The 20514-nt window shown below is 68.9% G+C and carries 20 protein-coding genes and 1 pseudogene; 10 read left to right on the top strand and 11 right to left on the bottom strand.

The genetic code is table 11. The features are described 5' to 3' along the window. From ABD220_RS03315 to ABD220_RS03300, 4 genes and pseudogenes are all read right to left on the bottom strand, one after another. A pseudogene (locus tag ABD220_RS03315) lies at window positions 1-70 on the bottom strand (recombinase family protein); the annotation flags it as partial. A 5-nt stretch (window positions 71-75) separates the two neighbouring features. Beyond that, window positions 76-198, bottom strand: a complete 123-nt coding sequence (locus tag ABD220_RS03310) for a hypothetical protein (protein ID WP_344119882.1) — start codon at window positions 196-198, stop codon at window positions 76-78. A gap of 403 nt (window positions 199-601) precedes the next feature. Then, window positions 602-922: a DMT family transporter gene (locus ABD220_RS03305; protein ID WP_344119792.1), complete on the bottom strand. Its 321-nt coding sequence runs from the start codon at window positions 920-922 to the stop codon at window positions 602-604. Next, window positions 922-1272: a DMT family transporter gene (locus tag ABD220_RS03300; RefSeq protein ID WP_344119790.1), complete on the bottom strand. Its 351-nt coding sequence runs from the start codon at window positions 1270-1272 to the stop codon at window positions 922-924. Before ABD220_RS03300 ends, ABD220_RS03305 begins: the two co-directional genes overlap by 1 nt. Before the next feature lie 1128 nt (window positions 1273-2400). Between ABD220_RS03300 and ABD220_RS03295 the strand changes: the two genes are divergently transcribed. Further along, entirely contained in the window at window positions 2401-2823 is a 423-nt protein-coding gene (locus ABD220_RS03295) for a hypothetical protein (protein WP_344119789.1), read from the top strand. Between the two features lie 559 nt (window positions 2824-3382). Here ABD220_RS03295 and ABD220_RS03290 read toward each other — a convergent pair. Continuing rightward, on the bottom strand, window positions 3383-3754 hold the full coding sequence (locus ABD220_RS03290) for a nuclear transport factor 2 family protein (protein ID WP_344119787.1): 372 nt from the start codon (window positions 3752-3754) through the stop codon (window positions 3383-3385). A gap of 599 nt (window positions 3755-4353) precedes the next feature. Next, the gene (locus tag ABD220_RS03285; RefSeq protein ID WP_344119785.1) at window positions 4354-4800 is read right to left on the bottom strand and encodes a VOC family protein; all 447 of its coding nucleotides are present in this window, start codon (window positions 4798-4800) and stop codon (window positions 4354-4356) included. Window positions 4801-5171: 371 nt separating this feature from the next. Here ABD220_RS03285 and ABD220_RS03280 point away from each other — a divergent pair, with 371 nt between their 5' ends. Next, window positions 5172-5594 carry a hypothetical protein gene (locus tag ABD220_RS03280; protein WP_344119784.1) on the top strand — a complete coding sequence of 141 codons (423 nt, stop codon included), beginning with the start codon at window positions 5172-5174 and terminating at the stop codon, window positions 5592-5594. 385 nt (window positions 5595-5979) lie between these two features. Here the strand turns inward: ABD220_RS03280 and ABD220_RS03275 are convergent, their stop codons facing one another. Beyond that, a complete protein-coding gene (locus ABD220_RS03275; protein ID WP_344119782.1) occupies window positions 5980-6225 on the bottom strand; it encodes a DUF6953 family protein in 246 nt (81 codons plus the stop codon). Between the two features lie 903 nt (window positions 6226-7128). Between ABD220_RS03275 and ABD220_RS03270 the strand changes: the two genes are divergently transcribed. From ABD220_RS03270 to ABD220_RS03260, 3 genes are all read left to right on the top strand, one after another. Next, window positions 7129-7605, top strand: a complete 477-nt coding sequence (locus ABD220_RS03270) for a VOC family protein (RefSeq protein ID WP_344119780.1) — start codon at window positions 7129-7131, stop codon at window positions 7603-7605. A gap of 770 nt (window positions 7606-8375) precedes the next feature. Beyond that, window positions 8376-8798, top strand: a complete 423-nt coding sequence (locus ABD220_RS03265) for a hypothetical protein (protein ID WP_344119778.1) — start codon at window positions 8376-8378, stop codon at window positions 8796-8798. A 1230-nt stretch (window positions 8799-10028) separates the two neighbouring features. Beyond that, complete coding sequence (locus tag ABD220_RS03260; RefSeq protein ID WP_344119776.1) at window positions 10029-10394, top strand: hypothetical protein; 366 nt, start codon at window positions 10029-10031, stop codon at window positions 10392-10394. Window positions 10395-10538: 144 nt separating this feature from the next. On the opposite strand, the gene ABD220_RS03255 is transcribed toward ABD220_RS03260, so the two are convergent. Together ABD220_RS03255 and ABD220_RS03250 are read right to left on the bottom strand one after the other, a co-directional pair. Next, entirely contained in the window at window positions 10539-11072 is a 534-nt protein-coding gene (locus tag ABD220_RS03255; RefSeq protein WP_344119774.1) for an alpha/beta hydrolase, read from the bottom strand. Between the two features lie 406 nt (window positions 11073-11478). Then, complete coding sequence (locus ABD220_RS03250) at window positions 11479-12465, bottom strand: LacI family DNA-binding transcriptional regulator (protein WP_344119772.1); 987 nt, start codon at window positions 12463-12465, stop codon at window positions 11479-11481. Between the two features lie 289 nt (window positions 12466-12754). On the opposite strand from ABD220_RS03250, the gene hisD reads away from it, so the two are divergent. The 3 genes from hisD to ABD220_RS03235 all read left to right on the top strand — a co-directional run bounded on the left by hisD (window position 12755) and on the right by ABD220_RS03235 (window position 16506). Continuing rightward, complete coding sequence (gene hisD, locus ABD220_RS03245; RefSeq protein ID WP_344119770.1) at window positions 12755-14101, top strand: histidinol dehydrogenase; 1347 nt, start codon at window positions 12755-12757, stop codon at window positions 14099-14101. Window positions 14102-14222: 121 nt separating this feature from the next. Beyond that, complete coding sequence (locus ABD220_RS03240; protein WP_344119768.1) at window positions 14223-15548, top strand: MFS transporter; 1326 nt, start codon at window positions 14223-14225, stop codon at window positions 15546-15548. A gap of 211 nt (window positions 15549-15759) precedes the next feature. Then, window positions 15760-16506, top strand: coding sequence for an SDR family NAD(P)-dependent oxidoreductase (locus tag ABD220_RS03235; RefSeq protein WP_344119766.1), 747 nt, complete (start codon window positions 15760-15762; stop codon window positions 16504-16506). Between the two features lie 206 nt (window positions 16507-16712). Here the strand turns inward: ABD220_RS03235 and ABD220_RS03230 are convergent, their stop codons facing one another. Then, complete coding sequence (locus ABD220_RS03230) at window positions 16713-17252, bottom strand: hypothetical protein (RefSeq protein WP_344119764.1); 540 nt, start codon at window positions 17250-17252, stop codon at window positions 16713-16715. Between the two features lie 183 nt (window positions 17253-17435). Beyond that, entirely contained in the window at window positions 17436-17810 is a 375-nt protein-coding gene (locus ABD220_RS03225; protein ID WP_344119763.1) for a hypothetical protein, read from the bottom strand. A gap of 220 nt (window positions 17811-18030) precedes the next feature. Here ABD220_RS03225 and ABD220_RS03220 point away from each other — a divergent pair, with 220 nt between their 5' ends. Next, window positions 18031-19434 (top strand): hemolysin family protein, encoded by a 1404-nt coding sequence (locus ABD220_RS03220; RefSeq protein WP_344119762.1) that lies wholly within the window; start codon window positions 18031-18033, stop codon window positions 19432-19434. After that, a complete protein-coding gene (locus ABD220_RS03215) occupies window positions 19431-20477 on the top strand; it encodes a hemolysin family protein (RefSeq protein ID WP_344119760.1) in 1047 nt (348 codons plus the stop codon). Before ABD220_RS03220 ends, ABD220_RS03215 begins: the two co-directional genes overlap by 4 nt. The last annotated feature ends 37 nt before the right edge of the window (window positions 20478-20514 follow it).

The raw sequence follows: 20514 nt of genomic DNA, 5'->3' as shown, positions 1-20514 counted from the left end.
GCTCGGCGAGGTCGTGGATCAGGTTCAGGGTGTTGCGCACAGTGCGCCCGAGCCGGTCCAGGGTGTGCACCACGATCACGTCGCCCTCCCGGGCGTAGGCCAGGGCCGCTGCCAGTCCCGGACAGGCGGTGGTGGCCCGGACTTCTTGTCCACATAGATCCGCTCCGCCGCGATCTCGACCTGCCGCAGGGCATCGATCTGCCGGTCGAGATCCTGTTTGACCGTCGAGACCCGTGCGTACCCCGATTCCAGGGGCCCAGCGTACCGATAGTCGACTCCGTACGGACGAAGCGGGACAGTAGTTTCGGCCCAACTTGTGGAATGCGACTCGCCGACCAGGGGCAGAGGATGGTGATGCCGAAGTCGGCCGTCCCACTACCAAGAAATGGGACAGCCACTCCGAGCCCGACGAGACGCCTGGCATCCCTCGGCTTGAGAAGCAGCGCGTGTGGGTATCGCTCAGCGTGCTTCTGAAGTTATGAACTCAGCACACCGATCCGTCGGTCACGTTCCGGCTTGCTGGTCCTGGTGGCTTCTCGTCACGGTCGCAACAGTGGGAGGTCCGGGAAGGGCAGTCAGGCAGCGACGCGCTGCCGAAGCCTCAGGACGTGCTGCCGAACTTGATCAGAAGCACCCCGATCACGATCAAACCCATCCCCATGGACATGACCCAGGTCAAGGGTTCGTGGAACAGGAGCCTGCACGCCACGGCGACCAGCGCGACGCCGGAGGCCGTCCAGATGCCGTAGGCGACGCCCAGGCTCAACCCATGGGCGAGAGCCAGGCTCAGCAGGCCCAGGGCCAGCACGTACCCGACGACCACAGCGGCGTACCACGCCCGGGAGCGTGTCGCAGCGGCCCGCAGAGACAGCGTGGTGGCGACCTCGGCCAGGATGGCGGCCACGAGGAAGGTCCAGCCCATCAGGAGTTCCCCTTCTGCTGCGGGGTGGCCCTGTGGGCTCCGAATTCCACACAGAGCACTCCGCCGATCACCAGAATCATGCCCGCCAGCACCGCCGGGGTCAGCCTCTCGCCGAAGAAGAGGACCGCGAACACCGCGGTGAGAGTTACCCCGACCGCCCCCCAGATTCCGTAGGCGACTCCTAGTGGCATTCCGTGGCGGAGCACTCTGACCAGGGAGGAGAAGGCGCAGGCGTAGCAGGCCACCACGAGCAGATACCAGGCGGGATGGTCGAGCGCGGCCTTGAGAGAGATGGAGCCGGTCACTCCACTGCCGATCGCGAGGCCGAGGAAAAGCCATTTCGTCAACATGGGTCGGTCCTTTCTGAGCTGGTCGGGAGGCGCGCGAGCGTCAGCGTCGGGTGCGCCAGCGCCGTCGGCGAACAACTGCGCTGTTGTCCATTGATGGAGGTGTCCCGTCAGGACCGGACCAGGAAGCGGCGAGGAGCCCCGGCCGATCGAGCAGAGCGCAGGCCGGTCCGGCATCCAGGACACAGCCACCGGTGCAGGTGGCGCTTCCGGGCCGCTTGAGCGGGGAGTGGCCATCGACGGTGGCGGGACCTGTCGATGTGAGGTGGGCGGGAACGCCGGCGCGCCCGTGGGTGCAGCGGAGGTGCTGCCGCGCTACTGCGGGCGTCGAGGAGGCGAACCCCTCGACGTCATATCCCGTACCGAGAAAGTGAGCAGCCGCCCGTGGAGCTGGCCGCTCACCCCGGTGCGCCGGCCGCAGGGAAGGATCTTGCCGTGAAGGAGCGGTGCGCGCCCGACCGAGAGCGCCGTGGTGAGGGCAGCCGCCTGGGCGGGCCGGCCGAAGGGCGACCGGGTGGCAGAGCGGAGGAAGCCCTCACGGTCAGCACTGAAGTTCCACACGGTGCAGTCTCCATCTCGACGATGGCTGGGCGCGGCTCGTGGGCACGTTCCGGGTCGCGGAGCCCCACGGGCGACCCTCGGTCAAGGGTGTGTGTTGCCCGGAGTGCAACAATCGACGCTCTGCGAAACAGTGTCCTTGGTGGTCCGGGCGCCGGTCAAGGGTGTTCAAGCGCCGACGAGGCGGTGTCCGCGGGGGGACCGCGCATCGGGGCGCCGTTTCGGCAGCGGCACCAGAGGCCGAGGTCCACCGCTCACCGGCGGAGGCACCCGCTGTTTCCTCTCCCAGGATCGATGGGCACGTCGCCATGGGCACCACCCACTGAGACCACCACCACAATGCGCCAGCAGAAACCCGCCGCATCAAGGCGGAAGTCACACACGCGGAAAAAGTCCGACGAGACGTCTTGCAGCCCTTGGCCTTCAAGACGGCCCACCGTCATATTGCTCAGCTTGCTTCCATAGCTGTCGACCCCATGGCTAGCCTGAAGTATCGCCAAGGGGTCCTTCTGTGACCCTGTGGCGCGGTCTAGCCCCAGGCCGTCTGACCCGTGGATCGCGAACAGGACAAGTATGACCTTCTCTGCCTCCGGGGCTCTGGCCGTCGAGCTGCGTCCGCATCCCCCCGGTCACTGGGCCGCCACCTATTACCCCATGGTTCACACCCTCGCCGGCCGGTGGGCCGACGTCACCCGGGCGCTGCACGAGCACCTGCTGCCCGCCACCGAGGATGTGTCAGGTTCGTCCCAGTGGATCGAGATGCGCAGCCCCGATCCCGAGCATCACCGCGGCATCCACCTCCCGGCCTGGGGCCAGCCACTGGCCGCCGGCTACCTCGCAGCCCTGGCCGTCTACGACGGCGAGGATGCGGAGGAGCCCCTGCCGATCGAGCACGCCCAGCAACTGCGGGAGGCCACGGTCGTCGTCCCGACCGGGCAGCTCTCGGAATGGGTGCTCGATGGCCTCCAGGACGAGACCTCGCACATCCCCGGCTGATCCTGCGCAACCACCGGAGCGGCCCCTGGGCGGCCGCACCGGCTGGCCACCCGGAACCGATCTCATTCACGACCGCACATTGATGTGTCATGTTGTGAACGCCGCCATCTCCCCGCCATTGCCGCACGGGCCTGGAGCGAGGATCCTGGCCTATCAGGGGGACAGGTGATCTGCATCAGACCATCCTCCAGCTTCTGGCGCGTCGACTGGCCACACTCGGTTCCGGGGGGATCCGGGGCGTGCGCCCCAGGACACGTCCGCGCAGTAGCAGCACGGGGGCGGGGTGGCCGGGGGGCCACCCCGCCCCCGTCACACTGCGCTGGGACACCACCTCGGTGACCAGCGAAGCAGCCCACGACGAGACGTCACGCATCCCTTGCCTCGAACGACGCTTTGTCCTGTGGCAGGTGTCACGCGATTTCTCAGGAACCTTTCCCGAGCGCGGTCGCCGAGCCGCTTGCGGCCTACCACTCCGACGACTCGACAGAATGCCGGGGTCCTCAAGTGCCCTGCACGCAATCCTGGTGCGGCGCACCGATCAAGCCCTCTGGCAGGAGGATCAAGAAGGTGGTCTGGCGGCGGTGTAGTGCGTGAGCTCGCACGCCCAGCGCCCGTTGCGCCGGACGAACACGTCCGTGGTCCACTCATCGGCCTCGAACTGCTGGCCCCGGTAGTGAGCCGTGTTGGCGCCTCGGGCGGTGAGAATTGCGGTGGCCCCCAGGACACGGACCCGAGTCGGGCCGACGACATCCATCGACGAGTGGGTCAGCTCCCCGGAAGCGATGAGGGCGAGGAACTCCTGGCCCGGGGAGACTCCCGCATCGGCGACCAAGACCCAGTCCTGCGTCACGAAAGCGGCGATCCGGTCCGCGTCGTTGGCGACAATGGCCTCTGCCCAGTTCCGGGCCACCGCCAGCAACTCAGCCTCCACCGCCTCGGTCGAGAACGAGGAATCGGCAGAAGGGTCCGGGGAGACTGTGGCCATACCGCAGTGTCGCAGGCCAGGTCAGCTCCGGGGTAGAGGGCGAGTGGCGGCGCCGGCCCTCGCCGATTCATGCGTCGCAGATCGTGAACCGGGGCAGCCGTAGTCCGTGCGTGTCAGCGGCTCCGGAGCCTCCGCCCACCGGCTCCGGACCGGTCAGCGCTTCGGCCTGAGGGATCGACCACGCGCCCAGGCGCCGACGGCCACCCCGGCCAGAGCCCAGAACGCCCCGGCACCCACCCCGGCCAAGACGATCCAGAAAGGCACCTGCAGTTCATCGTCCAGAGATGGCCGGGTCACGGAAGCATTCGCGTTCTCAGTCATGGCCGCATGATGGCACGCCCACCCGGACGGGGGAACACCCACCGCATCACCGATGCCGTCCAGACACGTCGCAACTGCACCGAGGAAGACTCCGGCAACGGTGCACGAGCTCACCGATGAGCAACGGGTCTCTCACGCCGTTTCGGCCACAGGCCCAGGCCGGCCGTGGCGGTGGATACGGTGGTCAGCCGCCTCGTACGGAAGATTCCTGGGCCCCGGTGCCGCTACTCGACGGGGGCCTGCGGATACTTGGCCTGGACGGCCTCCCAGTCCCCCGTCGCGGCGATCGGGTCCATCCACATGACCTCCCACGGGTGTCCGTCGGGATCGTTGAACGCCCTGGACCGCATGAAGCCGTAGTCCTGAGGCGCGCCTTCTTCCGCACCGGCCTCGAGCGCCTTGTCCAGAAGGTCATCAATCAGCTCGGGAGCCTCGACACTCAGGGCGTGAATGGCCGCGGCGGTGGTGGTCGTGTCGGCGATGGCCTTGGGGGTGAACCGCCGGAAATGGTCGTGACTGAGCAGCATGACGTGAATGGTGTCACTGATCACGATCGCCGCTGCGTTCTCGTCGGTGAAGTCCGGGTTGGAGGACCAGCCGAGGGCTTGGTAGAAGGACTGGGACTTCTGGACATCGTGGACCGGCAGGTTGATGAACACTTGCTGTGCCATGGGCTTTCCCTTCGTCGTGCGTCCTGGAGCCAAGTGACGAGACCGCCTCGCGCTCTCCACCGCATCATGCTTTGCAGCCACCGCACTGCTCCACCATGGCCCCGACCATGACATCGAGTGCACAGACGACAGCGGCCACGCAGCCGGCGCGTTGAGCCGCAGTGACCTCGAAGAGCGGGAGACGACTCACCACCTGTACGTCCCATAGCGCTTGGCTTGGAAGAGGCCCCTCGTCACATTGCTCAGCTTGCTTCGATAGCGATCGGCTGCGCGCTTATTCTGAGGAACTATCATCAAGCTCTCATCAGACCGGGCAGAGCAGCCCAGGCCGAGACCGGTCCACGATCTTTCCACCGCAACGGAAGGTTGGCATGAGCCCCTCCACCCCTCGGGCCCTGGCCGTCGAGCTGCGTCCCGGCTCCCCCACCCGATGGGTCGCCACCTACTACCCCATGGTGGACACCCCCGCCGGCCGCTGGGCCGACGTCACCTGGGAACTGCACCAGCACCTGATGCCCAACACCGAGGAACCCCTCGGATCGACGGGGTGGGTGGATCTGCGCAGCTCCGATCCCGACCACCCCAGCTACGCCGACCACCACCCTTGGGCTCCTCAGTTGGCCGCCGGCTACACCGCGGCCCTGGCCCTCTACAACGCCGCGGCCACCGAGGATCTCCTCTCACCCCAGGAGGCACAGCAGCTTCGCGACGCCACGGTCCTGGTCCCGGCCGGGCAGCTCTCCGAGTGGGTGCTCGACGATCTGCAGGACGAGACCTCAGACCTCTGCGGCTGATCGTGGGCACATACCAGCCCTTTCTCCCCCGATCACCTCTATTCGCAACCGCACTTCGATGTGCCCCGTTGTGAACACCGCCACATCACCGACATTGCCGAAGGAGGCCCGAGCGAGGATCCTGGCCTATCAGGGGGACAGCTGATCTGCATCAGACCATCCTCCAGCTTCTGGCGCGCCGACTGGCCACACTCGGTTCCGGGGGGATCCGGGGCGTGCGCCCCAGGACGAGTCCGCGCAGAAGCACCGCGGGGGTGGGGCGGCCGGGGGGCCACCCCACCCCCGCCGCACTGCCCCCAGACGACCGGTGAACCACTTCTCGACGAGGGACCTCACCCCGGGCTTCAGCAACGGGCAGCCCTCGCGTAGTCGAGACCGGGCCGCGTCAGGGCCGGCGTGGGGAGTCAGTCCAGCATCGCTCGGCGTTGTCCCACTGAATCGCCCCACCATGCAACGTGCGGAACACGTCAAGCACGGACCGCTGGATGGCAGGGCTGTTATTGATGTCGTCGTAGACCCACTCCGAACCGAACTCATACTCGATGAGGTAGACCGCCTCTTCCAGGTACAAGGTCTCCTCGGCGCGGATCCTGTCGATCAGCCATTCCGCGACGGTCTGTGCAGTAGTCATGTCCGCAGGCTACAACCGGGACTCGACAGGTCACACGGCAGCGCCCCCACACCTCCACGAGCGGGCAGGGCGTCCTGATCGCCCGCGCCAGGAACCTCGCGCCATTACCCCTCAGCCGATGCTGTTATCAACTTCCCAGACATCCAATACAACCAGGCTCACCGCAGGGCGATTAAGCAGCCAGCGGTCAGGCGGTAAGCGTCCCTTCGCCACATGCCGCCCGCAGTGGCAGCCCCCACTCTCCTGAACGGGGGGATTGTCATACCGGGTCCCGGAGTTGACGATTTCCTGGAGCCGAGCGGCTGCCTCACGGGCCAACGGGATCAGGCCGATATCCTCCGTCGGCGACTGCTGATCGTGCATGACCGACCCGTACCGGCTGAGCCGGGGCGTCCGCTGGTGCCCATAGGTCCGAGTGAGACCCGTGGCTTCCGGTACCTGCTCGTTCTTCACCCGACCTCACAGCGCGTTCACGACCACCTGCAGCCCACCCGCGTCGGTATCGGCGAGCCCGGCAACGATCCGTCGAGTGTTCACCCGGCCGCTCCTCGGGGGTGGACAGTCGACAGTGGGCACAGCACAGGGGCACGACACCACCCACTACAGCCATCCCCCATCGGGGGCACCGAAGAATCAGACTGATTACCAAGCATCGACCGACATCAAGGAAAGCCACCGGGGAGGAGACACGACAAGACGTCTCGTACCCCATGCCTTGCGGCATCCCAGTGCTGGCGCCGGCCATCTGGCGGCCCCACACCCCGGTGATGCGGACCCATAGGGCGGTGATGGCCGCCGTCCGCAGTTGCCGATTTGGGACACCTTGAGTTTTTTCTGCACGGGGCGTCGTCATGTCTGCCCCACACCTTTCACTGGCCGGGCGCAGAAGCAGACAATCCCACCATGACAACTCTGACGCCCTGCCTGTGGTTCGACACCGAAGCCCAGGACGCAGCGAACTTCTACCTCACGGTGTTCCCCAACTCCCGGATCACCGACATCACCTACTACGGCGAGGCCGGGCCGCGGCCGGCGGAGATGGTGCTGACGGTGGAGTTCGAGCTCGACGGCCATCCGTTCACCGCCCTCAATGGCGGGCCCGAGTTCAGCTTCAGCGAAGCGGTGTCGTTCCAGATCGACTGCGCCGATCAGGCGGAGGTGGACCGGTACTGGGAGGCTCTCACCGCCGACGGCGGGCAGGAGAGCATGTGCGGATGGCTCAAGGACAAGTACGGGCTGTCCTGGCAGGTCGTGCCCCGTAGGCTCGTCGAGCTGCTGGCCGATCCCGACCCGGGCCGGGCGCAACGGGTGATGGCCGCGATGATGCCGATGCGCAAGCTCGTGATCGCCGATCTGGAAGCCGCCGCCGATGTTTCCTGAAACACGGAAGGCGCGCTTGGCAGCGCCGCGACCCCTGCTGGTGCGGCCGGTGCACGGAGACTGACGGCGATCGTCGCGGCCTTCCTGCCTCTGACCACCCTGGAGGAGGTGGCGACCATCGGCCTCTTGGCCGACCTCGTCGTGGAGCCCCTAGGCGTCATCGTGCTCCGTCAGCCCCACCCCGGTTCCCCCGGACGTTCCAGGCCCCGTCCGTGGCCGTCGCACCGGCTCCGGATACTGACTCCGGTTGGACCGAGGACCACCTCCCACCCCAGAGGAAAGAGACACGCATGGGCGCAACGATGGTGACGACGGCAGACACCATGATCGAGCCCGAGTACGAGCAGGACCTCATCAACGGGTTCCCTCAGATAACTGCAGGCTCCCGGCCCGAGGGTCTCATCCGTACGGAACTCCTTCGAGGTCAAGCTAAGACGTCGCGGATCCCGACGACATGGCGGGACCGAGCCACCCTGATCGCACTGCGCGCCACCGGCGAGCCGCCGGCGACCACCCACCCACTGTCCTGGCCTGCCGCAACTGCTCCAGAAAGCCCCCGACCGCCCCCGCCTGCAGAACAGCTCCGCATGCGCAACGAGACACCACCTCCCACCGCGGCACCTCTGAGCGTCTTACAACCGAAACGTCTCGTAACCCATGCCATGCAAGACAATTCGCTTCACAGTACGCAACGCGCTCCACATAGTTATCGGCCCAAGTCACCGCCGGGATACCCTCTTTCGACCGTCAATCGCCGACATGAACGGGCCATGACCATGCCTGCCCCCCGGGCTCTCGCCCTCGAGATCCACCCCCACTCCCCCACCCACCGGATCGCCACCTACTACCCCATGGTGGAGACCCCCGCGGGTCGCTGGGCCGACGTCACCTGGGAGCTGCACCAGTGCCTGATGCCCGTCACCGACGCTCCCTGGGAACCGGCACGGTGGCTGGAAGTGCGCAGCGCCGATGCCGCTCACCCCTGCTACGCCGGCCACCGAGCCTGGTCCACCCGGTTGGCCGCCGGCTACGCAGCAGCACTGGCCGTCTACGATGCCGAGGCCACCGAGGAGACCCTCTCGCCCCACGAGGCACAGCAGCTCAGAGACGGCACGGTCGTGGTCCCGGTCGGCCAGCTCTCGGAGTGGGTGCTTGACGATCTGGACGAGGAGACCTCAGGAGTCCGCTGTTGAGCCTGCATAGACAGCAGGACGCCTCTTGGTCCCCGGCGGGCCTCACGATGCGAGCCCGATAACAGCTCACCCATCCATGTGCCCACTGGATATGTGCCGGTGAATGGCAGGCAAGAACACAGCGACTTCACCCTGCCCCAGGACAGAGCACCTAACAACCGGTGACTTGAAATACAGGGGCTATTTCCAATCGCTGTCACGTCCGAGCGCACGGACAGGTTCCCATGACTTGAAGTGATGGACCTGTGCGATGAAAAGTATGCAGGCATGGGAATCGTCTCCTGTTTGGCCGCGATCACTGAGTGCCGCCGGCAGAATGCACACGAGACGAAACGTGATTCCAGCCGATGAAATGACCGCGCATCGAAACGAGCGAGCGGGCCCAGGGGCGCGGAATGGTCTTGAGGTTTTCGACAAGCCGATGACACCAATGGCCGAGGCGCCAAGCGTGACAATCCAGAGACGTGGGGTGATCCCGTTGACCAAGGCCCCGCACCATTTCATTGACTCCGCCCAGACAGTGGAACTGCCTGTCCCCCCGGACAGTCGGGCCGTGGCGCTGCGACCCAGCGATGAGGCCCCACCCCACGGCTGTGCCGTGCACAGTGGCTCCGACCGCGGCTCCTGACAGGCCGTTGTCTCCGCCGCCGCCTTCACCCAGCGCTACAACATCGATACCACCGCCACCAGGCGCTGGAAACGGTTCAGCGAGGACGGGATGCTGTGCCTCGACCTCACCGAAGAAGGCGCCCTCAGGGAAGGCAACTGCGCGACGCGCTGCGCCCCTACGCGGCCGCAGCCCGCAAAGCGCCCATCGGCAGCGCCACCGGAGGCCGCAAACGCACGACCCCTCCACCGTGGGCTGCGCCGTGCACACAGCCGCGTCCGCCCGCACCTCCGCGCTGCAAGCCCTCACCGGCCACCACCTGCAGGAATTCAGGGGCGCCACGGCACCGACGGCCGCCCCCTGACCTTTCCCACCACCTGTCGGAACCCCTCGGCTCCTCGGACCTGAAATCGGCCGAACCCTGGCCAAAAGGCCCGTGCCTTCCCCTCCGGGCCTCGGCAGACCCGCCGCCACGCTGATCACGCCTAGTGGATGGCAGGCCATGAGAGGGAGTCATACTTGGCCTTGCTCGGCCTGCGCGGGTGGTGCGCCGCAGAGGGTTGGTAGCGTTTTCCTGACCGGCATGCTCGGGTCCGCGCCCAGCGCCGCTGAAGGGAGCGAAGATGGCCACCCCACACGACTACGGATTCGAGTTTCAGGACGCCACCGGGCTGACCGACGAGGATTTCCAAAAGCTCATGGCGACCGAGCCGCAGAAATACCCCGAACACCTGCAGATCGCGTTGTCCCTGGAGCGGTGGGTCGACTCAGTGAAGGGGCGGTTGGCCTCCGGCGAGGTGAACAGCATGGACCACAAGCGTCTCGAGGGATTGCGGGTCGCGCTGCCCGAGGTCGCAGCGGCCCTGCGAGAGGGGCAGTTCCTCCCGGGCCGGCAGTTCCGAGGCCTCACGGATGCCCAGGTCGAGGACGCTGAGCGCGCCGCGGACACCAAGCTCAGGGCGGCTTTCGAGGAAGGCTTCAACGGCTGACAGGACGCGCCGCGTGGGGTTGGGCGGGGCACCGGAAAAGCCGGGCCCCTGCACCGGCCGGGCACTGCCCCGTGGAAGCCTTCCGCCAGGGGCACCTGCGGGACCGGGGGCAGATCATGGCCGACGCCATCCGTCGGCGATCCGCTACCCGGTGGACAGGCCTTTCCAGCCGAGCCAGGCCGCGGCTCGGAGCGCGATGTCGGGCGGAATGGTGTGGCCACCGTTGAACTCGAGGTAGGTGACGTCGTAGGCATCCTGCTCCAGAGCCGGCACGATGCGTCTGCTGGTGCGGCCGATGGGCAGGACCGGGTCCGTCACCCCGTGGGAGATCAGGATCCGTGGCTGACCCACGCGGCCGGCAGGGGGTATGAACCCCGGGGAGAAAGCGATGATGTGGCCGAACAGGTCCCCGTTGGCCAGCCCCAGGCCCAGGGCGTAGGAGGCGCCGTCGGAGAACCCGGCGATACCGACCCGCCCCGGATCCACGGCCACGGCGCGGAACGCTCGGTGCAGGGAACGGTTGATGACCTCGACGTCCACGCCGTAGCCGGTGCGGATCCCGTCCCAGGTCGAACTCCGCGAGACCGGCACGAGAACGGCCGAATCGTACTGGTCGGCGACCGTCTGCAGGACGGACAGGCTTCCCGCGGGCAGCCCACCGGCTCCGTGCAGAGCCACCAGCAAGGGGATCGGCCGGCCCGTCGGCGGACGGGACGGCACGCACAGCACCGAATCCCCGTGAGCCTCCACTCCGAGGCGATGCGTCCCGGGAGCCGCCGGGGTGGTGACCGGTACAGCCTCCGGACGCACCGACAGCGCGGCAGGGTTGCCTCGATGGTCCATTTCTCTTCTCCGCTTCTCCACCGCTGGACACCAGATCCGCCCATCCCGCCACCGATGCCGGCCGGGAGGCGGGGACCGGGATGTGCGCCACTGTAGCGGGCTCATCGGGTGCCGGGTAAGCCGTCGGCGGGAACACCCCGCCCCTCTGTGCGTCGCGCCCGATGGCGTGCGCACCGACGCCGGAAACCGGCGCAGACAGCCCTCCGGCGAGGCTCGCCCGTCAAGGCGTGGTCGCGGCTTCTCAGCCGGTGCTGCCCCGCACGATGAGCTTGCACGGGAACTGCTGGTGCCGCGGTGGCAGGTCGGGGGTGACGAGGCGGTCCAGGAGCATCCGCGCCCCCGATCGAGCCATCTCCCGGCTGGGTTGGCGAACGGTGGTGAGATCGAAGGAGGGCCAGGAGGCCATGTCCACGTCGTCGTAGCCGATGACCCAGCAGTCCCCCGGGGCTGAGAGCCCTCGGCGGCGCAGGGCATCGATGGCCCCGAAGGCCATGTAGTCGTTGGCGCAGAAGATCGCTCGGGGCCGGTCGGCCCGATCCAGCAGCTTGCCGGTCACGTGCTGGGCGCGGTCGTGCGAGAAGTCCGCCTGGAAGCGCAGCTCCTCGGGGACGGGGTACCCCAGCTCCTGCATCCGGTCGAGGAAACCCCGGCCTCGGTCCCGGGACGTGCTGGCATCGGGCAGGCCGCCGATGAACGCGACCTGGGTGCGTCCGTGATCACAGAGGTAGTCGGCGACCAGCGCCCCGCCGGCCACGTTGTCGCTGGCCACCTGGTCGGCGTCAAAACCTTCGACGACCCGGTTGATGAGCACGATCGGGCTCTTCTTCTCCAGGGCCACCTGGAGCTCCACCGTCTCTCCGGTGGCGGTGGTGAAGATGACCCCGTCCACGGCCCGTTCCCGGATGGCGGTCAGCGCGTCCTGGTGGCTGCCCCCGCCGGCGTTCCACAGCACGACCCGGTAGCCGGCCCGGTCCAGTTCCCGGGTGAGTTCGTCGAGGACCTCCGGGTAGAAGGGGTTGGTGATGTCCTTGACCACCACTCCGATGATGCGTGCCCGCCGGGTCTTCATGGCCTGGGCCCCGGCGTGGGGCACGTAGCCGAGAGTCTCCATGGCCGCCTGCACCTTGAGCCGGGTCTCGGGGGCGATGTTCGCCGCCGACGACATGACCCGGGAGACGGTCGCCTGGGACACGCCGGCCAGTCGCGCCACGTCGCGGCTCGTCACCATGCCGTCCTCCTTCACTACCGGGCCGTCGCCCTCTGAACGGCCGAGGCCCATGAGGCCCGTCCTGTTGTGGCCCCGCGATCACCGGTGCACGTTCAATCTATACGCCTTCGTGAAGCCGTGGGCTCGGGCCAGGGTCACCCAGGACGTAACGATTTTGTATACGTATACAAAAAGCATTGCAAGGGGTTTCGGGTCGTCGTGAATACGTATACAGTCGTGTGTGTCCTGGTTCACAGGAACCGCCGGGGGCGCTGAGCTGCTCCTCGACCGACCACGGAAAGGCAGTGCCATGTCCGCAGAGACGACCACCCCCTCGCCCGTTGCTTCCACAATGCTCAAGAGCCCGGCCAAGAGCGACACCGGCCGCGGCAGCTCCCCGGAGGTCCGGGCCATCGTGGAGGGTGTCATCGTCGACATCCGCGAGCGCGGGGACGAGGCGGTGCGGGAGTACTCGCAGAAGTTCGACAACTACGGCCCCGAGTCCTTCCTGCTCACCGAGAAGCAGCTGGCCGAGGTGATGGACCGGGTGCCGCAGCAGGTGATCGAGGACATCACCTTCGTCCAGGAGCAGGTCCGCAACATGGCCCAGAAGCAGCTGGAGTCCCTGTCCGACTTCGAGATCGAGACCCGGCCCGGCGTTCACCTGGGCCAGAAGAACGTGCCGATCCAGGCCGCCGGCGCCTACATCCCCGGGGGCAAGTACCCGCTGCTGGCCAGCGCCCACATGACGATCGTCACCGCCAAGGTGGCGGGCGTGGAACGGGTGGCCGCCTGCACGCCGCTGATCCAGGGCGAGATGCCTGACGCGACGATCGCGGCCATGCACCTGGCCGGGGCCGATGAGATCTACCTGCTCGGTGGCATCCAGGCCGTCGCGGCGATGGCCGTGGGCACCGGGACCATCCAGCCGGTGAACATGCTGGCCGGACCCGGCAACGCCTTCGTCGCCGAGGCCAAGCGCCAGCTGTTCGGCGAGGTCGGCATCGATCTGTTCGCCGGACCCACCGAGGTCCTGATCGTGGCCGACGAGCACGCCGACCCGTTCGTGGTGGCCGTTGACCTGCTCTCCCAGGCCGAGCACGGCCCCGACTCCCCTGCGGTGCTCATCACCACCAGCGAGGAACTCGGCCGGCAGGTCATCGAGCACGTCGACACGCTCCTGGTGGACATGCCCACCAAGGACTTCGCCGAGCCGGCCTGGCGTGACTGGGGTGCCGTCCACGTCGTGGAGACCCTCGACGACGCCTACACCCTGGCTGACGAGTACGCCTACGAGCACGTCCAGATCCTCACCGAGAACCCGCGCGAGGCCCTGGAGAAGATGCACGACTACGGCGCCCTGTTCCTGGGCGAGGGCACCTGCGTGTCCTACGGGGACAAGGTCATCGGCACCAACCACGTGCTGCCCACCCGGGGGGCCGCCCGCTACACCGGGGGGCTGTGGGTGGGCAAGTATCTGCGCACCGTGACCTATCAGGAGGTCACGAACCCGGACTCCAGCGTCTTCTTCGGCGAGCTGTGCGGCCGGGCCTCCCGGGTGGAGCGCTTCGAGGGCCACGCCCGCTCCGGGGACGTGCGGGTGGCCAAGTACCGCGGGGACAAGCTGCCCTGGTCCGATCACTCCTTCGGCAGCTGAACCACCTGGCACCCCGTCTCCCGCTCGCGCCGCGACTGGTCCGTCCAGCCGCGGCGCGAGCGGGATCACCGTCTCCTTCATCGTCGCTTCACGATCATCGTCTCCCGGAACGGAGCCTTCCATGGCCATCACCGCCTCCATGACCCCCGAGCAGGTGCGACGCCGCACCCTGTACTCGGGCACCATCGGCGCCATCGTCGAGTGGTACGAGTACACCGTCTACGCCACCGCCGCCGCCCTGGTCTTCGGCCCGCTGTTCTTCCCCGCCATGGCCCCGGGCATCGGCCAGATCGCCGCCCTGGCCACCTTCGGCGTCGGGTTCATCGCCCGCCCGGTCGGGGCCTTCGTCGCCGGCCACCTCGGGGACCGGATCGGGCGCAAGGCCACCCTGATCCTCACCTTCGCCATCATGACCGTGGCCACCGTGCTCATCGGCCTGCTCCCGACCTACGAACAGGTCGGGATCTGGGCCCCGATCCTGCTGTGCGTGCTGCGCCTGGCCCAGGGCTTCGCCGTGGGCGGGGAATGGGGCGGGGCGGCGATCATCGCCGTGGAGAACGCCCCGAAGGGCCGGCGCGGGTTCTACGGTTCCTGGCCCCAGATCGGGGTCTCCTGCGGGCTGCTGCTGGGCACTGCCGCCGTGGCCGCCTCCGCGGCGATCTCCGGGGACGCCTTCGAGACCTGGGGCTGGCGGGTGCCGTTCCTGCTGGCCGTGGTGCTGGCGGCCGTGGGCCTCTACATCCGGCTCAACGCCGCGGAGTCCCCGGAGTTCCTGGCGGAGCAGGCCCGCATGATCGAGGCCGGGGAGCAGCACAAGGCCCCGCTGAAGGTCCTGTTCAAGCACCACCGCAAGCCGTTGCTGATCGCGATCTTCGGCCGCTTCGCCGAGGCCGGCAACTACTACCTGTTCACCGTTTTCGTGCTCTCCTACGTCACCACCACCCTGGAGGTCCCGCGCAACTACGGGTTGGTGGCCGTGATGATCGGCTCGGCGCTGAACATCGTGATGATCCCCGTCTTCGGCCGGCTCTCGGACATCATCGGGCGCAAGAAGACCTTCTTCCTGGGCGGGACCGCGATCATCGTCACCGCCTGGCCGATCTTCGCCCTGGTCCAGACCGGCCAGCAGTGGGCGATCATCCTCGGGGTCGCCCTGTTCCTGGCCCTGGGCCACGCCCTGGTGTACGCCCCGCTGCCGGCCCTGTACTGCGAGCTGTTCCCCACCGCGGTGCGCTACTCCGGGATCTCCGTGGGCTACCAGATGGCCTCCATCCTGCTGGCCGGGTTCATGCCCGCCCTGGCCGGGGCGATCGTGCTGTGGACCGGCGGCACCGGCGTGGTGGTGCTGATCATCATCGCCACCACCGCCATCGCGATGCTCTCGATCTCCTTCGCCGAGGAGACCAAGGACATCGACCTCGCCGCCGTCGGACAGCCGACGAGGTAAGCACCGGCGAGGGCAGCACAGATTCCCGGGCGTGGAGCCCGCGGCTCACGGTGGGACACCGACCAGAAGGTCTCTCCGCAGCCGACGGCGCTCCACGCCCGGGCCGGTTCCGCCGTTCTCCACCGCCGGTTAGGTTTGCTCCCATGACCCGAAGAACACGTCCCGCCGCTTCCGTCCCGATCCGGTTCCACGAGGACCGGGGGCAACGGCCATGACCGCCGGCTGCCGACTCGACGGCCACCGGGCACTCGTGACCGGCGCCGGCCGCGGACTCGGACGAGCCATCGCCGACACCCTCGCCGAGCTCGGAGCCGTGGTCCACGGCACCAGCCGCGACCCCGCCACCGCCCGGCAGATCGCCGAGCGCTACGGCACCGCACCACTGCAGCTGGACATCACCGACATCGACTCCTTCCCGGGACTCGTCGACGACCTCGAGGACACCGGCGGGATCGACCTGCTGGTCAACAACGCCGGCATCAACATCCCTCGCCCGGCCGTCGACGTCACGGTCCAGGACTGGGACGCCGTCATGGACGCCAACCTCAAAGGCACTTTCTTCCTCACCACCGCCGTGGCCCGCAACTGGCTCTCCCACCACCGCGGTGGAGCAGTCGTCAACATCGCCTCCCAGGCAGGACTCGTGGCCATCGAGGAACGCGCCGCCTACGGCACCAGCAAGGCCGGCCTCGTCCACCTCACCAAGCTCCTGGCCCTGGAATGGGCCCGCGAGAACATCCGCGTCAACGCCGTCGCCCCCACCTTCGTGCGCACCGAACTCACCGCGTCCACCCTCGAGCGCCCCGACTGGGCGGCAGAGCTGCTCAGCCGCATCCCCGCCGGCCGGTTCGGCGAACCGGAGGACATCGCCGGGGCCGTCGCCTTTCTGCTCAGCGACGCCGCTTCCCTCATCACCGGCCAGGCCCTCGCCATCGACGGCGGCTACACCATCCGCTGAATCCCCACCGGCCCCGGCCTCATCCGTCACGGCGCCCCGGACCGGGAGGCCCTGTCCCTGGCTCGTCAGCTCGAGCCGCGGCCGACGGCGCCCTCCAGCGGGACGCCGCGGTCCCGGACGCCGCGGTCCCGGACGCCGCGGTCCCGGACGCCGCCTGACCGGTCACGCTCGAGGAGCGGCACCGCCCCCCTCGCCGAGGTCTCAGCTCAGTCGAGTTCCACCACGGTGATCGGCAGGGGCATGGAATCGGCCGCGAAGGTCGTCTGCTCGGAGAACGGCACGCCCGCCTCGTCCCGGCCGAAGCACAGGGCCAGCACCTCCCCCGGTTCGGCGCCGGTCATCAGGGTCCAGTGCTGGCCGCCGGCGTCCACGGCGTGGGCCTGGTGGTCGAGGTCCGCCTCTCCCTCGACGTCGGCGAAGCGGGCCCGGTAGGCCTCCAGCTCCTCGGGGGTCTGCAGCACCCCGGCGGAGACCACTGCCTCCTCGTCCCCGGTGACGGCCGGGGCCACCGGGTAGGCGATCCGGAACGGCGGCTCGAGCACCTCCAGCAGCTCCCGGGCGGGGGTGGCGTCGTCGCCGCGCAGCCAGAGCCGGCCCGTGCCGTCCACGAAGCCGGCGTACTCCTCGTCGTTGGGGTAGAAGCAGAGGAAGCCCGAGCCCGGGATGCGCGCGGCCAGCCCGGTGAGGTCCGCGGCGTGCTCCACGGTCAGGAAGCGGGTGAGGGGCTCCAGCGGCAGGGGTTCCACGGGCGATGTCTCCTAGCGGTGCGGCGAGGTGGTGGGACGACGAGAGATGGTCGCACCCGGACGCTCTACGCTACGCCGCCGGTGGCCGGTCGCGGGACGGCCCCAGCAGGCAGCCAGGAACCGCTGTGGTGCCGGGAGGCGGATCCCCGGAGGTGACGAACCACGGCGCGGCCCAGGGACGACCTACTGGAACACCGGCATCAGCAGCCCCAGCAGCAGGAGCGCCGCCCCGCAGACCCCGAGGGCCCAGGCCGGGCGGTGCGGGGTGCTCAGCCTCCACTGTTCCGGGTGCCGGGAGTGGTAGTAGACGACCACGTCGGCCCCGGCAGCCGGAGCGGTCGCCGGTGGACGGGGCCAGGGCTCCTCGTGGATCTCGTAGCGGGTGGTGTGCCAGCGCAGGCAGTGCGCCCCGTCCCGGAGGACGTGGATCGCCTCGGTCCGGTGCCACCGGAGGTGCAGGCAGCGGATGATCAGGGCGGCCGCCAGCAGGGCCGCGCCGGTGTTGGTGGCGGCGGCGCCGAGCACTTCGAGCAGAGCCGCTCCACTGAGTCCGGTCACGGCCCCGAGCTTACTGGCGGGCAGGGCAGCTTCTCGTGGAGTTCTCGTCTTTCCCAGGTTTCTCGCGGCTGGGCCTGCTAGATTTTCTGGTTCCTGTGGCCCTGTTGCTGGGCTGCCCTGTGCACGAGTGAGATACGGAGATCATGAGCGCCCACTGCGACGCGCCCTGTGACAGACCCCGGCCTTCGGGCCGTGCAGATGTGACGAGGTGGTGGGGCTGATGGAAGTCCTGTCGATCCTCCTCGGGGTGGCGCTGATCGCCGCCTGCGGGGCCTTCGTGGCCGCCGAGTTCTCCCTGATCACCGTCAACCGCAACGACGTCGAGGCCGCCGCGGCCACCGGCGACCGCCGTTCGGGCGGGGTGCTGCGGGCGATGAGGACGCTGTCCACGCAGCTCTCCGGAGCGCAGCTGGGCATCACCGTGACCAACCTGGGCATCGGGTTCCTGGCCGAGCCGGCCATCGCGGCCGTGATCGTGGGGCCCCTCAGTGACGCCGGGCTGCCCTCGGTGGCCGCCCGCTCCACCTCCGTTGCCCTGGCACTGGTGCTGGCGACCGGCCTGACCATGGTCTTCGGGGAGCTGGTGCCCAAGAACCTGGCCATCGCCGAGCCGCTGGCCACCGCCCGCGCGGTGAACGGGTTCCAGCGGGGCTTCACCAAGGCCCTGGCCTGGCCGATCCGGCTGTTCAACGGCAACGCCAACCGCGTCGTCCGCGCCCTCGGCGTGGAACCGCAGGAGGAGCTCGCCTCGACCCGCTCCCCCGAGGAGCTCGCCGGGCTGGTGCGCCACTCCGCCGAGCGCGGGACACTGGCCGCGGCCACCGCCGAGCTCGTCGAGCGCTCCCTCGCCTTCGGCGACCGCCGCGCCCACGACGTGATGACCCCACGGGGCCGGATGACCACCCTGGCCCCGGACGCGTCCGTGCACGAGCTGCTGGCCACGGCCAAGGCCTCGGGGCACTCCCGCTTCCCCGTCCTCGACTCCGGAGAGGGCGCGGTCCGGGGCCAGGTGCACGTGCGCCACGGCCTGGCGGTGCCCTACCGGGAGCGGCACACCGTCACCGTGGGGGAGGTCATGGGAGCGGCGACCCTCGTCCCCGACACGGTGGAACTGGACGAGCTGATGGACATCCTGCGCGTCGGGGGTCTGCAGATGGCGGTGCTGATCGACGAGTTCGGCGACACCGCCGGGCTGGCCACCCTGGAGGACCTGGTCGAGGAGCTCGTCGGAGAGGTCCGCGACGAGCACGACCCCGAGCCCGAGCCCGTCACGGCGGAGGCCGACGGGTCCTGGGACCTCTCCGCGGCGCTGCGCCCGGACGAGGCCGCCGGGCACCTCGGCGTGGCGGTCCCCGAGCACGAGGACTACGAGACCCTGGCCGGGCTCGTGACCCTGCGCCTGGGCCGGCTGGCCGAGCTCGGGGACCGGGTCACGGTGGCGGCCGCACCCGTTCCGGGAGAGCCGGAAGCCACGATCAGCTTCGAGGTCACCGCGCTGGACGCCCACCGCATCACCGAGGTGCACGCCCGCGTCCACCGCCCCGGTGACGGGACGATCCCCGTGGGCGCCCCGGAGCACCGCGCCGTGGAAGCCCCCGCGCAGGACGTGGGGGTGACCCGATGAGCGATGTCACCGGCCTGGTCCTGACCGTGGTGCTCCTGAGCGCCAACGCGTTCTTCGTCGGGGCGGAGTTCGCCCTGATCTCCGCCCGCCGCACCGTCATCGAACCCAGGGCGCTGTCCGGGTCCTGGGCCGCGAAGGTGACCCTGGGGGCCATGGAGAACGTCTCCCTGATGATGGCCGGCGCGCAGCTGGGCATCACCATCTGCTCGCTGGCCCTGGGCTACATCAGCGAACCGGCCATCGCCCACCTGCTGGAGGTGCCCTTCGCCGCGATCGGCGTGCCAGCGGCGTTCGTGCACCCGATCGCCTTCGCGATCGCTCTGTCCCTGGTGACCTACCTGCACGTGGTGTTCGGGGAGATGGCGCCCAAGAACATCGCCCTGGCCGGTCCGGAGCGCATGGCCGTGGTCCTGGCCCCCGTCCTGGTGGGCGTCGTCACCGTGCTGCGCCCGCTGCTGTGGGCGCTCAACGGCATCGCCAACGGGATCCTGCGGCTGCTGCGCGTGGAGCCCAAGAACGAGGTCACCTCGGTGTTCACCCGCGACGAGGTCGCGGCCCTGGTCGAGGAGTCCCGCCACGGCGGCCTGCTGGAGGCCAACGACGAGCGGCTGCTGCTCGGGGCCCTGACCTTCGAGGAGCGCAGCGTGGCCGGGATCGTGATCCCGCTGGACAGGGTCACCACCCTGCCCGCCGGGGTCACCCCCGCCCAGGCCGAGACGGTGGCCGCCGGCGGCTACTCCCGGTTCCCCATCTTCGACGTCTTCGGGGAGCTCGCGGGGTACGTGCACATCAAGGACCTGATCGAGGTCGACGAGGCCGCCCGGGACACCCCGATCGACCCGTCCTTGATCCGGGCCCTGCCCCCGATCGACCGGGACATGCCTCTGCGCCGGGCCCTGACCCTGATGCAGAACTCCGGGGCCCATCTCGGCCTGGTGTCCGACGAGCGCGGCCGGACCGAAGGCATCGTCACCCTGGAGGACATGCTCGAGGAGCTCGTCGGGCAGATCCGCGACGACAGCCGCAGGCTCCAGGCCCGGTAGCGCCGCGGGACCGCCCCGCCCACGCACAGGCCCCGGT

This window comes from Kocuria aegyptia (genome assembly GCF_039530085.1).
Classification (GTDB): Bacteria; Actinomycetota; Actinomycetes; order Actinomycetales; family Micrococcaceae; genus Kocuria; species Kocuria aegyptia.
This window is presented reverse-complemented; position numbering and strand designations above follow the sequence as displayed.